Raw genomic sequence first — 13,820 nt, 5'->3', positions numbered from 1 at the left:
CTGGCTTCAGGAACTGGTGATGCGGAACTGCGTGAACGAGGCCGCGCCGGCGTGTCCCCCGCCGACGGGCGCGAGCGCGAAAAGTCCGAGCAGCGCGCCGACCCAGCGCCAGGGGGTGGCGGCGAAGACCTGGCCGGAGGGCTGCCGGCCGCCCCCGACGTCGTACGAGAACCGGCAGCGCGCCCCCGCCCCGCTCTCGATCCACAGCCGGACCCGTCCCTCGGGCGCCTCTCGTGGATGTGCGGCGTCGCGTTCGTGGTCGGCCACCGACTCGGCGAACCGGTGTACGAGCCGCACCGATCCGTCCGGCTCCCGCTGGAGCCCGATCCAGCTGAACGCGTCCCCGAGCACCGCGAGCCCCGCCCGCGCCCCCGGCTCCTCGCTGTCGAGCCGCAGCTCCACCTCGACGGTGGCGGGGCTGCCGGGCAGCCGCTGGGTGAGGACGTTGGGCAGTTTGCGCAGGTCGTGCGCGTCGACCGTCCGTACGCAGCTCAGCCGCAGCCCGTCCCCGGAGTGCTGGGTGGCCCAGCCGTCCTGCGGGTTGGCGGTCCACTGCCACTGCCGTCCGAACCGGCCGCCGGGGAAGTCGTCGTCGGTGGCGGGCGCGGACGGCGGCTGCGGCGGCAGTCGCGGCTTCCTGTGTACGGCGACGGGGGCGCCCTCGTCGCCGATCACCGGCCAGCTGTCGGCGCCCCAGCGCATCGGCTGGAGGTGGACGACACGCCCGTAGGGCCCGCGCTGCTGGAAGTGCGCGAACCAGTCCTCGCCGGCCCTCGTGCGCACCCAGCCGCCCTGGTGGGGGCCGTTGACCTCGGTGTCCCCCTGCTCCAGCACCACCCGCTCCTCGTACGGGCCGAAGAAGCCGCGCGAGCGGAAGGCGCCCTGCCAGCCGGTCTCCACTCCCCCGGCGGGTGCGAAGATCCAGAACCAGCCGTCGTGCCGGTAGGCCTTGGGACCTTCGAGGGTGAACCAGCCCGGGATCCGGTCCGCGTCGATGATCACCTTGCCCTCGTCGAGCAGCCCGGTCCCGTCGGGGCGCATACGGTGGCCGGTGAGCCGGTTCTTCACGCCCGCGCGGGATTTGGCCCAGGCGTGCACCAGATACGCCTCGCCGGTCTCCTCGTCCCACAGCGGGCAGGCGTCGATGAGGCCCTTGCCCTCCTTGACGAGGTGCGGCCGGGTCCAGGGGCCGCGGATCTCCGGGGCGTTGACCTGGAAGACGCCGTGGTCGGGGTCGCCCCAGAAGATCCAGAAGCGGTCGTCGTGGTGCCGCAGGGACGGCGCCCACACCCCGCAGTCGTGCCGGGGCTTCCTGAAGTCCCTCGCGGGTTCGAGGAGTTGGAGGGCGTGTCCGACGAGCGTCCAGTTGACCAGGTCGCGGGAGTGCAGGAGCGGCAGGCCGGGCACGCGGCCGAAGCTGGAGGCGGTGAGGTAGAAGTCGTCGCCCACGCACAGGAGGTCGGGGTCGGACCAGTCGGCGTCGAGGACGGGGTTGCGGTAGGTGCCGTCGCCGAGGTCGGCGGAGATCAGCGCCATCAGGGGCTCACCGCCTTCCGTACCAGCGCCGCGGCCTCGCTGCCGCCGAGGGTGCCGTCCGCGACGACGGTGACGACCCGGCGTACGACCGTCTCCCCGGCCGGGACCGGCAGCCGTTCGGTGTGCGCGAGACAGGATCCGACGCCCGGGTACTCGGCGGTGCGCACGAACCACGGGTCGCGGCGGGTCGCCGCGGTGGCCCCGGCGAAGACGAGGGTCCAGCCCGCGCCCACGAGGGCGAGCCAGTCGGCGCGGGCCCCGTGGACCGCCTCCTCGCCCTCGGTGTCGGCGGTGAAGACATGGGGCGCCCGCGCTTCCTTGCGGGCCCGCCAGAAGAAGCCGCCGTAGGCCGCGCCGGGCCGTCCGTTGGTGGCTGGGCTGCCGATCGAGAGGGGGCGCGTGGTCGTGTTGGTGAGCGAGAAGGTGAAGTCCAACGCCCAGGCGGAGTCGGTGAGTTCGGTGACGGCGACCGTACGGCGCTCGCGCAGCAGCTCGCCGCCCGCGGCCACCCAGCGCAGTTCCTCCACGAAGCCGTCCGGGTCGCGCAGCTGGAAACCTGAGTGCCGCTGGGCGCCGTGGTTGGCCAGCTCGGTGGGGCCCTGGTCGCGGACGTAGGTGCGCCCGCCCCAGAAGTTGTGCCCCTCGACGTCGGGAACGGCGACACCGACGCCGAGGTGGTGGGTGTGGTCGGCGGGGCTGAGCTCGGTGACGGCCGTGCCGGCCAGGGTGGTCACCGGGTGGAGGTAGGGGCGCGGCGAGAACCGGGGCGCGAGTTCGGGCCGGGTGACGTACCGGCCGACCGGGCGGCCCGCGACGCGCAGGACGAGCGAGTCGGTGCTCTGTGCGTGGTTCATGGGGTGCTCACCTCGTTCGGGACCTGGTTCACGGCCGTGTTCGGGAGCTGGTTCGGAGCCTGGCTCGGGACCTGGTTCGGCCTGGCCCAGGAGGCGCCGAGCTCGGAGTAGAGGGCGAGGGTGTCGGCGGCGGCCGCCACGAGTCCGTCGATGCCGTGCACGACCCTGCGGTTCTCCCCGGGGAGCGGCTCCCAGGCGTCGGCGGGCAGCGCGAGCGGGTCGGGCGCCCGCCGGATCGCTTCCACCACTTTCATGAAGGCACCCGTCGCATCCGGCGCGACCAGCGGTTCGGCGCCCTCCGTCAGCTGCGCGACCAGGTTCTCCAGCAGGTCCGTACGGCCGTACTCGATCTCCTCCGGGCCGTGCCCGGACCGCTGCACCAGCACGCGGTCCTGCTTGTACCAGAAGGTGATCCGGCCGCTGCTGCCGTGCACCACGACGTACGGTTCGCCGGGCCGCTCGGCGCAGAGCGTGGCGGCGACGGTGACCCGGCCCCGCACGGTGGTGATCCGCACGCAGGAGGTGTCGTCGGACTCGATGTCGTTGGCGCGCAGCAGCTCGGTCTCGATCGCGGTGACGTCCTCGGCGCGCGTGGATCCGTTCAGCGCGAGGGCGGTGGCGACGGCGTGCGCGAGGGGGTTGGTGAGCGCCCCGTCGATCACGTCCACGCCATTGAGACGGCGTTTGCCCGCCCAGGGCGCCCGCCGGTAGTACGCCTCGTCGCGCGCCCAGGCACCCGCCCCGCCGACCCCGGTCACCTGGCCGATCACACCCTGCGCGATCAGCTTCCGGATCGCGGGCACGGCGTGCGAGCCGAGCGACTGGAAGCCGATCTGGCAGACGACCCCGGCCGCGGCGACCCCGTCGGCCATCCGGCGGAACTCGGCGTACGACGGCGCGGGCGGCTTCTCCAGCAGCAGGTGTACGCCCTTGCCCGCGGCGATCAGCGCCAGGTCGGTGTGGGTGGGGATGGGCGTGCAGATCACGGCGATCGCGGCGCCGGTGGAGTCGAGGAGGGCGCCGAAGTCGGCCGACTGCTCGACCTCTTGCCCGTTCAGCTCCTCTTCGCTGAGCGGGGTCAGCTCGCAGATGCCCGCCAGCCGTACGAGCCCCTTGTCCTGGAGCCGACGGATGTTCTCCAGGTGCCAGCGGCCGTGACCGCGCGCACCCGCGAGCACGACGGGCAGCGGCAGTCGTCCGGTGGTCGTGCTCGACGCGACTTCCTCGGCGGGCCTCATCCCTTCACCGCCCCCGCGCTGAACCCGGTGATCAGCCACTTCTGGATGAAGGCGAAGACGATGACGACGGGGACGGCCGCGATGATGCCGCCCGCGGCGAGTGCGCCCAGGTCGACGCTGTCGGAGCTCATCAGCGTGTTGAGGCCTACGGGGATGGTCTGCTTGCTCTGGTCGCTGAGGAACATCAGGGCGAACAGGAAGTGGTTCCAGGCGTGCACGAAGGCGAAGGAGCCGACGGCGATCAGCCCGGGCCGCAGCAGGGGCAGGACGACGATCCGGAAGGCGGTGAAGCGGTCGCAGCCGTCGACCCAGGCGGCCTCTTCGAGCGAGTACGGGACGTTCCTGATGAACCCGCTGATGAGGATCATCGACAGCGGCAGCTGGAAGACCGTCTCGGCGATGATGACGCTGCCCAGCGAGTTGATCATCTGGAGCTTGGCGAAGATCTGGAAGAGCGGGACCAGGAGGAGTGCGCCCGGCACGAACTGGGAGCAGAGCAGCGCCAGCATGAAGCCGCGCTTGATCCTGAAGTCGAAGCGGGCCAGGGCGTACCCGCCGGCGAGGGCGACGAGGGTCGTCATCACCAGGGTGGCGACGGCGATGAGCACGCTGTTCTGGAAGTAGGTCCCGAAGCTGCGGTCGTTCCAGACCTTGTCGAAGTGGTCGAAGGTCATGGGCCACGGCACGAGCGAGGTCGAGCCGGCGGGGCGGAGCGCGAAGAGCAGGATCCAGTAGAAGGGGATCAGGGTGAAGAGGAGGTAGAGGGAGAGCGGGAGGTAGATGTGCCAGCGCGGGACCTCGTCCCAGGCGCGTCGCTTCCCGCCCGGGCGCTGCGGAGGCTCCTCGGTGAGCGGGGCGGGCGCCGCGGGGGCGCTGATCGTGGCGTCCTCGGTGATCACTTGTCCCCGCCTCCGAACTTGCTCAGCCGCAGATAGACGACCGAACAGAAGAGCAGAATCACGAACGCGACCGTGGTGAGGGCGGACGCGTAGCCGAAGTTGTGGGCGTCGACGCTGGTGTTGGCGATGTAGAGCGGGAGGGTCGTCGTCTCGCCCGCGGGGCCACCGCCCGTCAACGTGTAGAGCAGGTCGACGTTGTTGAACTCCCACACCGCGCGCAGCAGCGTGGACAGGATGATGGCGTCCTTCAGGTGCGGCAGTGTGATGTGCAGGAACTGCCGGAAGCGGCTGGCGCCGTCGACCTCGGCGGCCTCGTGCAGGTCCTTGGAGACGGACTGGAGATCGGCGAGGATCAGGATCGCGAAGAAGGGGACACCGCGCCACAGGTCGGCGACGACGGCCGCCGGGAAGACGGTGGAGGTGTCCGAAAGCCAGCTGGTGCCGTACTGGCCGATGCCCGCGTCGGCCAGGTAACGGGTGATGCCGGTCTGAGAGTTGTAGAGCAGCACCCAGATCGCGGAGGTCAGCACACCGGAGACGGCCCAGGGCGAGAAGACCAGCGCGCGGCCGACGGCCCGTCCCACGAAGGTCTGGTTGACGATCAGCGCGAGCGCGAGCCCGAAGAGCAGTTGCAGGCCGACCTCGACGAAGACCCACTTGGCGCTGAAGGTCAGCGTGTCCCAGAACTGGGGGTCGCTGGTGAAGGCGTGGGTGAAGTTGTCGAAGCCCGCGAAGCCGTTGCGCCACGGTTTGGTGGGGTTGTAGTTCTGCAGGCTGTAGTAGAAGACGCTGATGACCGGGTAGGCGATGAAGCCCAGCATCAGCAGGCCCGCCGGGGCGATCAGCAGATACGGGAGCTTGCGGGGCGTCGCCGAGCCACGGCGCCGCCGGGGTGGCGCGGGCTGTTTCGCCACGACTGCGGCTTGGGCCATGACTGTTCTCCGTTCTGGCGGGTGCCGTGGAACGCTTGCCGTGCTGACAGGAAGCGCTTGCTACGTACACATGGGTGAAGCGCTTGCTGTTCGCTGATCACTGCTTGCTGGTCACTGCTTGCTGTTCGAGACGTCGATCAGGTGAGACTCGAAGAGGGGCGGCCCTCGTGGGCACCCTCAGCCCGCGTACGGGTCCGGCACCTTCCCCGGCCGGGCCAGGAACGCGAAGTCGCATCCGGTGTCCGCCTGGGTGATCTGCTCGTTGTAGAGCGCCCCGTACCCGCGCTCGTACCGCTCGGGCGGCGCCGTCCACTGCGCCCTGCGCCGCTCCAACTCCTCGTCGTCCACGTCGAGTCGGAGCGACCGTGCCTCGACGTCGAGGGTGATCGTGTCCCCGGTGCGCACCAGGGCGAGCGGTCCGCCGATGTGCGACTCGGGCGCCACGTGCAGCACACAGGCGCCGTAACTCGTGCCGCTCATCCGGGCGTCGGAGATCCGCACCATGTCCCGTACCCCCTGCTTCAGCAGATGGTCGGGGATGGGCAGCATCCCGTACTCCGGCATGCCGGGACCGCCCTTGGGCCCGGAGCCCCGCAGCACCAGCACACTGTCCGCCGTGATGCCGAGCGACGGGTCGTTGATGGTCCGCTGCATGGTCCTGTAGTCGTCGAAGACGACCGCGGGACCGGTGTGCTCGAGCAGGTGCGGCTCGGCGGCGATGTGCTTGATGACGGCGCCGTCGGGGCAGAGGTTGCCGCGCAGTACGGCGACTCCGCCCTCGGCCGCGACCGGGTTGTGCCGGGTGCGGATGACGTCGTCGTCGTGCACCTGGGCGCCGGCCAGCTGCTCGCGCATGCTGTCGTACGACACCGTCGGCCGGTCCAGGTGCAGCAGATCGGTGATCCGCGACAGGAACCCGGGCAGACCGCCGGCGAAGTGGAAGTCCTCCATGAGGTACTTCTGGCCGCCGGGCCGGACGTTGGCGAGCACCGGAACGGTCCGCGCGATCCGGTCGAAGTCGTCGAGCGTGAGGGTGACGCCCGCCCGTCCCGCCATGGCGATCAGATGGATCACGGCGTTGGTGGAGCCGCCGAGTCCGAGGACGGTCGTCACCGCGTCCTCGAACGCGTCCGCGGTGAGGATGTGGGACAGCTTCCGGTCCTGGCGGACGAGTTCGACGATCCTGAGGCCCGCCGCGGCCGCCATCCGGTCGTGCCCGGAGTCGACGGCGGGGATGCTGGACGCGCCGGGCACGGTCACCCCGAGCGCCTCGGCGGCGGCCGTCAGCGTGGACGCCGTACCCATGGTCATGCAGTGCCCGGGAGAGCGCGCGAGCCCGCTCTCCAGCTCGGTCATCTCGCAGTCGCCGATGAGTCCGGCGCGCTTGTCGTCCCAGTACTTCCACATGTCGGTGCCGGAACCGAGGACCTCGCTGCGCCAGTGCCCGGGCAGCATGGGCCCCGCGGGCACGAAGACGGCCGGCAGGTCGACGGACGCGGCGCCCATCAGCAGGGCGGGCGTGGACTTGTCGCAACCGCCCATCAGCACCGCGCCGTCGACGGGATACGACCGCAGCAGTTCCTCGGTCTCCATCGCCAGCAGGTTGCGGTAGAGCATCGGGGTCGGCTTCTGGAAGGTCTCGCTGAGGGTGGAGACCGGGAACTCGAGCGGGAAGCCCCCGGCCTGCCACACCCCACGCTTCACGGCCTGCGCGCGGTCGCGCAGATGGACGTGACAGGGGTTGATGTCGGACCAGGTGTTCAGGATCGCGATGACCGGCTTGCCGAGGTGCTCCTCGGGAAGGTAGCCGAGCTGACGGGTGCGGGCCCGGTGGCTGAAGGAGCGCAGTCCGTCGGTGCCGTACCACTGATGGCTCCGGAGCTCCTCGGGGCGCCCCCGCTCCTTTCCTCCCTGGCTTCCTCCCTGGCTCATACGGACCACCCCGCGGCGATGGCCGCGACTTCCGCCCGCTCGGACTCGGGCAGTTCCCTGCTCGGCGGGCGCACCTCGCGGCGGCACAGGCCGAGCGAGGCGAGGGCCTCCTTGACCACGGTGACGTTGTTGGCGGAGGTGTTCGCCGCGCGCAGCTCCTCGAAGCGGCGGATCTGCTCCCAGACCTTCATGGCGGCCGGGTAGTCACCGGATCGAAGCGCTTCGATCATGTTCAGGGAGACGGCCGGGGCGACGTTCACGAGCCCCGAGGTGAAGCCCGTGGCACCGGCCGAGAAGTACGAGGGCGCGTACGGCTCGGCGAGCCCCGCGACCCACACGAACCGGTCGAGCCCCGCGTCCCGGGCGAAGGCGGCGAAGCGGGCCGCGTCCGGGACGGCGTACTTCACCCCGATGACGTTCGGGCAGCTGTCGGCGAGGTCGGCGAGCCGGGCGCCGGGCAGCACCGGGTTGCGGATGTAGGGCACGACGCCCAGCTCCGGCACGGCCTCGGCGATGGCCCGGTGGTAGTCGACCCAGCCGCCCTCCGAGACGTAGGGGTGCACGGGCTGATGGACCATCACCATCTGCGCCCCGAGCTCCCGGGCGTGCCGGGCGGAGGCGACGGCGGTCGGCACGTCGTGCCCGACCCCGACCAGGATCGTGGCGCGGTCGCCCGCCTCGTCGATCGTCAGCTCGGTGACGAGCCGCCGCTCCACGGGGGTCAGGGCGTAGAACTCGCCGGTGTTGCCATTGGGGGTGAGGGTACGGACGCCGCCGTCGAGCAGTCGACGCAGCAGGGCCCGGTGGGTGTCGCGGTCGATCGTGCCGTCCTCGGCGAAGGGGGTCACGGGGATCGCCACGACCTCGGCGAGCGCCGCCCGCTGGGTCTCGTACGTCGCTGTCATTCCTGTCCGACCTCTTCCTGGGCCGCGGGGAAGGCCCGTCGCACGAACGACTCGATGTGGGCGTGCAGCGCGCGGGCCGCGCCGTCGGCGTCACCTTCGAGGGCGAGGCGCAGGATCTCCCGGTGCTCGCCGGCCTCGCGCTCCCAGGACGGGTCGGCGGCCCAGGCGACCGCCGACACGAGAGCGGCCTGGTCACGCACTTCGTCGAGCATCCGGCCGAGCAGCGGGTTGCCGCAGGACACATACAGGGCTCGGTGGAACTCCCGGTTGGCGAGCGAGCGTTCGGCGGTGTCGGAGGCGTCGTCGGCGCGGGTCAGCGCGTCGCGTGCGGCGTCGAGCGACGCCGCGCGCCGTACGGTGCGGCGCAGCGCCTCCGGCTCCAGCAGCAGCCGCACGTCGTACACCTCGCGCGCCATGTCCGCGTCCACCATGCGCACCGTGACGCCCTTGTACTGGCTCATCACGACGAGACCGGTGCCGGCCAGGGTCTTGAGCGCCTCGCGCACGGGCGTCTTCGACACCCCGAACTGCGTGGCGAGCTCGGTCTCGACCAGAGCCTGCCCCGGGGGCAACTGCCCGGTGAGGATGCGGTGTTTGATCCCCTCCAGCACGAACTGGGTGCGGGACGGAATCGGAATGGGCACAGAGGTCATGCGCGCCTCTCGGATCTGTATCTGATCTCGTGTATCGCGTCTCATATATGACGTATGAAGTACGACGCGTTGAAGGTAGGAGCGCGGCCGTGTTTCGTCAACGCTTCCGACAAAAGAAGTTCGAGTCGATGTACTTCCGCGACGTGGCGAAGGTGCCGGGCTACGGCTTCCAGCCGGGGTCGCGGCCGCTGAGGCCGATCACACGGTCGAGGAGAGGTGCGTCGTCCAACACCGGCACCACGGGGCCGAACACGCCCTCGCCCGGGCCGGAGTTCACGGCCGCGCGGCCGGGTCGCGCCAGGCCTCGGCGAGCTCGTCGCCCTGCCGCGGGCTCGCGGTGCACAACATGCTCGGGCATCTGGGCGGGCCGGCCGTCGCCTTCCGTGACGCCGGGCGCGAGGACCTGGGCGTCACAACCGACACGCGGCCTGCGCATGACGGCGGGCGAGGGCATGAAGTTCCTGGCTCCGCCGACGGGGGCGGGCCTGTACGCGGCGTACGGCGGCGTGCGGGTGGCCGTCCTGGACACCGTCACGTTCGCCCTCGCGGCTGGGCTGTACGCCCTGCTGCGGATCTGGGCTCAGGTCGCCCCCGTCAACACCGTCCGCACAGCGTCCAGATCCCCGTCCGAAGCCAACCCCGCGTGGTACAGCCGCAGTTCGGTCGCGCCCGCCGAAGCCGCCCGAGCCGCGTCCTGCGCCAGCGTGCCCGGACCACCCCCCATCCCCGCCACGACCGTGAAGTTCGCGGCCAGTACAGCCCCGTCCCGCCCCTGTTCCGCGAACGGCGCCAGCAGCCCCACCCCGCCCGTGCACGGCACGACCACTCCGTCCGCCACGGACAGGATGTGCCCGGGATCGACCCCGGCGTTCGCCCCGCAGTGGTAGGAAACGGGATCGGCGTGCAGCAACACCTGGAAGCCGGCCGGCGCGGCCGCCCGCACCGCCGCGACCACCGTCTCCTGGAGCGAACGGGCCACGCCGTCACGCCACGCGCGCGTGGCGGCCGCCGTCTCCTCCCCGAGCAGCTTCTCGATCGCCGGCCGATCGCCGTCCGACGGCACGTCCCCCCGCCACACCGGCTCCAGCGCCTCCCGGACGGCCGCCGCCAGGTCATCCGCGTCGAGCCCGTGCCCGGCGTACCCGTCCCGGCAGGCCGCGCAGAAGCAGAGCGACATCAGGTACTGCCCGGCGTCCCCGAGCCCCACCCCGCCGATCTTGTCGTGCGCGTGCAGATGAGCGAGCCCGTACCAGCCGAGCGACTCCAGCTCCGTACCCAGCGCCCCGGGCCGCACCGCCGCCTCCACCGCGAGGTCGACGAGATACGCCCGCGTGTCGGCCTGCGCGATGCACGGCGCCCACGCGTACCGGTCCCCGTAGGCGTTGACGACGGAGGTGGACGGATGTTCGGCGCCCATCCGGGAGTTGTGTGCGAGGACCACCCACGTGTGGACGTCAAGACCGGCCTCCGCGAGCGCGCCGGCGGCCTCCCCGTACGCGTCCCCGGGCGCCCACTCCCCGGCGGCGTACGGCCGCAGCGCACGCCCCTCCCACCGTGCGTCGTCGACCGGGTACAGGACGGCGGCGTGCGAGGCCGTGACGATCCGGTGCCGGGGGTGGCGAGGGGTCAGCGCGCGCGTGGAGTGGTACGCGGAGGCGAGCGTCACCTGTCGTACCCCGAGCCCGGCGATCCACTCGGCCGCCCCCGGATCCCCGACGACGTCCCACGGATAGACGAAAGCGGACGCCTTCACCGGCCCTCCCCCGCGGCACCGGCCGGCTCCAGCAGCGCGTAGCCCCGCTCGATCAGCTGCGCGAGCTGCTTCACATGGTCCTCGGTCGGCTCGTGCAGCGGCGGCCGCACCTCGCCCACGTCCAGCCCCCGCAGCCGTACCCCCGCCTTGACCAGGGAGACCGCGTATCCGCGGCCCTGGGCCCGCAGGTCGACGAAGGGACGGTAGAAGCCGTCCAGCAAGCGGTTGACCACCGCGTCGTCACCGGCGCGCAGCGCCGCGTGGAACGCCAGCGCGATCTCCGGCACGAAGCAGAAGACCGCCGACGAGTACAGCGTGATCCCGATGCCCCGGTACGCGAGGCAGGTCAGTTCGGCGGTCGGCAGCCCGTTGAAGTAGAGGAAGTCACCGGGGACCTCGCTGCGCACCGCGCTCACGATCCGCTGCATCAGGTCGAGATCGCCCACGCCGTCCTTGAAGCCGATGATCCCCTCGGTGCGGGCCAGTTCGACCACGGTCTCGGGCGTGAACACGGCGTTGTCGCGCTGGTAGACCACGATGTCCAGCGAGGTGGCGGCGGCGAGTTCCCGATAGTGCCGCAGGAGTCCCTCCTGGCTCGCCAGCACCAAGTACGGCGGCATCGCGAGCAGTCCGTCGGCCCCGGCCTCCTCGGCGAGGCGAGCGAACCGTACGGCGAGCGCGGTCCCGTACCCGGCGCCCGCGACGACCGGAACGCGCCCGGCGGTCGCCTCCACGGCCGCCCGCACACACTCCTGGAACTCCTCGGGCGCGAGCGCGTGGAACTCCCCGGTGCCGCAGCACGCGAAGACGGCCGCGGCACCGTTCTCGACGCCGCGCCGCACATGGGCGCGGTAGGTGTCGAGGTCGAGGGCGCCGTCGGGGCCGTACGCCGTGACGGGGAAGAACAGCGGCCCGCTGGGGACGCTGAGCCGAGCAACAAGGGGGGCTGGCGTCACGGACTCTCCCTGGGGCAGGTGCTCACGCACACAACAGCGGGTACATGTTTCTGATCCATGTCTATATTTCTGAACGCGACCACGCTAAAGCGCGACCTCGGGGCCGGTCAAGCGCACAAACCCCAATACAGCAGCGAATTCCCCGCCTTCGCGTGACACTTGACGGAGAGGGTCGGCGCTCTTTAGCGTGTCCACGGATGTGAATGCTGTACACACATACGGCCGCCCGCGTGGCCATGAGGAGACACTCGCATGCCCGCTCCCCGCACCGTTCTGCTCACCGGCGCCGCCGGCGGACTCGGCACCCTGATGCGGGGACTGCTGCCGGACTACGGCTATGAGCTGCGCCTCCTCGACCTGCTGCCCGTCGAGGGCGAGCCGGACGCGCTCACCGCGGACCTCGCGGACAAGGCCGCCCTGCGCGAGGCCGTACGGGGCGTCGACGCGATCATCCACCTCGCGGGCATCTCCCTGGAAGCCTCCTTCGACAAGATCCTCAAGGCGAACATCGAGGGTACGTACAACCTGTACGAGGCGGCGCGCGAGGAAGGCGTACGACGCATCGTCTTCGCCTCCTCCAACCACGCCGTCGGCTTCACCCCGCGCCCCCAGGGTGAGGCCCCCTTCGACGACAGCGCCCTGATCCCGATCGACACCCCGCGCCGCCCCGACACCTTCTACGGCCTCTCCAAGTCCTTCGGCGAGGACCTGGCGCAGTTCTACTGGGACAAGCACGGCCTGGAGACGGTCTCGGTCCGTATCGGTTCCTGCTTCGCGGAGCCCACCAGCGTGCGCATGCTCTCCGTCTGGATGAGCCCCGAGGACGGCGCACGCCTCTTCCACGCGGCACTCACCGCCGAGGACGTACGGCACACGGTCGTCTACGGCTCCTCCGCCAACACCCGGCTGTGGTGGGACCTCTCGACGGCCCGGGCGCTGGGCTACGAGCCGCGCGACGACTCCGAGCCGTACGCCGAGAAGCTCATCGCCGAGCAGGGCGAGCTCGACCCGGCCAACCCGGACCACGCCTGCCTCGGCGGCCCCTTCACGACGCACCCGCCGATCTGGCCGTACTGACGACCGAACGGCCAAAAGACGACCGCGGGACAAGAGCGCAAAAGAGCGGGCGGGCACCGAACGGGCCCGCCCGCCGCCGTGTTCGGGCACGAACCCTGCCCGATCCCACCCCGCCCACCGCTGCGCCCCAGGTCCGACGCGGTCACCCGCCGCGCCAAACGGTCACAGCCGGGCACCATCGGTCACGCAACAGGCCTGGTCAGTGCCGCGCACCCGCTGTAGAACTTCCCCCAAGGCCCACACCGGGCCCGAACGGGCAGTACGCACGGAACGCAGGGAGCAGGTGTCGGCCATGACCGCGGAAGAACGCCAGCGGGAGATCGTCAGGGCCGCCCGCCGTACCGGCGCGGTCGACGTCACCGCGCTCGCCGCCGAGCTGGGCGTCGCCAAGGAGACCGTACGGCGCGACCTGCGCGCCCTGGAGGACCACGGCCTGGTCCGCCGCACCCACGGCGGCGCCTACCCCGTGGAGAGCGCCGGGTTCGAGACGACGCTCGCCTTCCGCGCCACCAGCCATGTGCCCGAGAAGCGCCGGATCGCGAGCGCCGCGGCCGAGCTGCTCGGGGACGCCGAGACCGTCTTCATCGACGAGGGCTTCACCCCGCAGCTCATCGCCGAGGCACTCCCCAAGGACCGGCCACTGACCGTGGTCACCGCCTCCCTGGCCACGGCGGGCGCGCTCGCCGAGGCCGACCACACCAGCGTCCTGCTGCTCGGCGGCCGGGTCCGCCCCGGCACACTCGCGACCGTGGACCACTGGACGACGAAGATGCTCGCCGGCTTCGTCATCGACCTGGCGTACATCGGCGCCAACGGCATCTCCCGAGAACACGGCCTCACCACCCCCGACCCGGCGGTCAGCGAGGTCAAGGCCCAGGCGATCAGGGCCTCCCGGCGCACGGTCTTCGCAGGCGTGCACACCAAGTTCGGGGCGGTCAGCTTCTGCCGCTTCGCGGAGATCACCGCCCTGGAAACGATCGTCACGAGCACGCTGCTTCCGACATCGGAGGCGCACCGGTACTCCTTGCAAGGCCCCCAGGTCATCCGAGTCTGAAAACCCAACTCACTCACTACAAGGGCACACT

Annotated in this window: 12 protein-coding genes and 2 pseudogenes; 3 read left to right on the top strand and 11 right to left on the bottom strand. The window is 71.2% G+C overall.

Annotated elements, in window-relative coordinates:
* Positions 1–6: 6 nt before the first annotated feature.
* From OG568_RS37205 to OG568_RS37165, 9 genes and pseudogenes are all read right to left on the bottom strand, one after another.
* Positions 7–1,536, bottom strand: coding sequence for a glycoside hydrolase family 43 protein (locus OG568_RS37205; RefSeq protein ID WP_329534716.1), 1,530 nt, complete (start codon positions 1,534–1,536; stop codon positions 7–9).
* Positions 1,536–2,390: a PmoA family protein gene (locus OG568_RS37200; RefSeq protein WP_329534715.1), complete on the bottom strand. Its 855-nt coding sequence runs from the start codon at positions 2,388–2,390 to the stop codon at positions 1,536–1,538. Before OG568_RS37200 ends, OG568_RS37205 begins: the two co-directional genes overlap by 1 nt.
* Positions 2,387–3,628, bottom strand: a complete 1,242-nt coding sequence (locus OG568_RS37195) for a Gfo/Idh/MocA family protein (protein ID WP_329534714.1) — start codon at positions 3,626–3,628, stop codon at positions 2,387–2,389. Before OG568_RS37195 ends, OG568_RS37200 begins: the two co-directional genes overlap by 4 nt.
* On the bottom strand, positions 3,625–4,527 hold the full coding sequence (locus OG568_RS37190; protein ID WP_329534713.1) for a carbohydrate ABC transporter permease: 903 nt from the start codon (positions 4,525–4,527) through the stop codon (positions 3,625–3,627). The genes OG568_RS37195 and OG568_RS37190 overlap by 4 nt, the downstream gene beginning before the upstream one ends.
* A complete protein-coding gene (locus OG568_RS37185; RefSeq protein WP_329534712.1) occupies positions 4,524–5,459 on the bottom strand; it encodes a carbohydrate ABC transporter permease in 936 nt (311 codons plus the stop codon). The genes OG568_RS37190 and OG568_RS37185 overlap by 4 nt, the downstream gene beginning before the upstream one ends.
* A 177-nt stretch (positions 5,460–5,636) precedes the next feature.
* Positions 5,637–7,391, bottom strand: a complete 1,755-nt coding sequence (araD, locus tag OG568_RS37180) for an L-arabinonate dehydratase (RefSeq protein ID WP_329534711.1) — start codon at positions 7,389–7,391, stop codon at positions 5,637–5,639.
* Positions 7,388–8,296 carry a dihydrodipicolinate synthase family protein gene (locus tag OG568_RS37175; RefSeq protein ID WP_329534710.1) on the bottom strand — a complete coding sequence of 303 codons (909 nt, stop codon included), beginning with the start codon at positions 8,294–8,296 and terminating at the stop codon, positions 7,388–7,390. The genes araD and OG568_RS37175 overlap by 4 nt, the downstream gene beginning before the upstream one ends.
* Entirely contained in the window at positions 8,293–8,949 is a 657-nt protein-coding gene (locus OG568_RS37170) for a GntR family transcriptional regulator (protein WP_266415379.1), read from the bottom strand. The genes OG568_RS37175 and OG568_RS37170 overlap by 4 nt, the downstream gene beginning before the upstream one ends.
* 160 nt (positions 8,950–9,109) lie before the next feature.
* Positions 9,110–9,214, bottom strand: a pseudogene (locus tag OG568_RS37165) (TIGR03086 family metal-binding protein); the annotation flags it as partial.
* Between the two features lie 160 nt (positions 9,215–9,374).
* On the opposite strand from OG568_RS37165, the pseudogene OG568_RS37155 reads away from it, so the two are divergent.
* Positions 9,375–9,524 (top strand): annotated as a pseudogene (locus tag OG568_RS37155) (MFS transporter); the annotation flags it as partial.
* Positions 9,525–9,529: 5 nt separating this feature from the next.
* Here OG568_RS37155 and OG568_RS37150 read toward each other — a convergent pair.
* Positions 9,530–10,702, bottom strand: coding sequence for a hypothetical protein (locus OG568_RS37150; protein ID WP_329534709.1), 1,173 nt, complete (start codon positions 10,700–10,702; stop codon positions 9,530–9,532).
* Positions 10,699–11,658 (bottom strand): 5-dehydro-4-deoxyglucarate dehydratase, encoded by a 960-nt coding sequence (locus tag OG568_RS37145; RefSeq protein ID WP_329534708.1) that lies wholly within the window; start codon positions 11,656–11,658, stop codon positions 10,699–10,701. Before OG568_RS37145 ends, OG568_RS37150 begins: the two co-directional genes overlap by 4 nt.
* A gap of 252 nt (positions 11,659–11,910) precedes the next feature.
* Here OG568_RS37145 and OG568_RS37140 point away from each other — a divergent pair, with 252 nt between their 5' ends.
* Both OG568_RS37140 and OG568_RS37135 read left to right on the top strand, forming a co-directional pair.
* The gene (locus tag OG568_RS37140) at positions 11,911–12,735 is read left to right on the top strand and encodes an NAD-dependent epimerase/dehydratase family protein (RefSeq protein WP_329534707.1); all 825 of its coding nucleotides are present in this window, start codon (positions 11,911–11,913) and stop codon (positions 12,733–12,735) included.
* 292 nt (positions 12,736–13,027) lie between these two features.
* Positions 13,028–13,789 (top strand): DeoR/GlpR family DNA-binding transcription regulator, encoded by a 762-nt coding sequence (locus OG568_RS37135; protein ID WP_385069817.1) that lies wholly within the window; start codon positions 13,028–13,030, stop codon positions 13,787–13,789.
* The last annotated feature ends 31 nt before the right edge of the window (positions 13,790–13,820 follow it).

This window comes from Streptomyces sp. NBC_01450, assembly GCF_036227505.1.
Taxonomy (GTDB): Bacteria; Actinomycetota; Actinomycetes; order Streptomycetales; family Streptomycetaceae; genus Streptomyces.
This window is presented reverse-complemented; position numbering and strand designations above follow the sequence as displayed.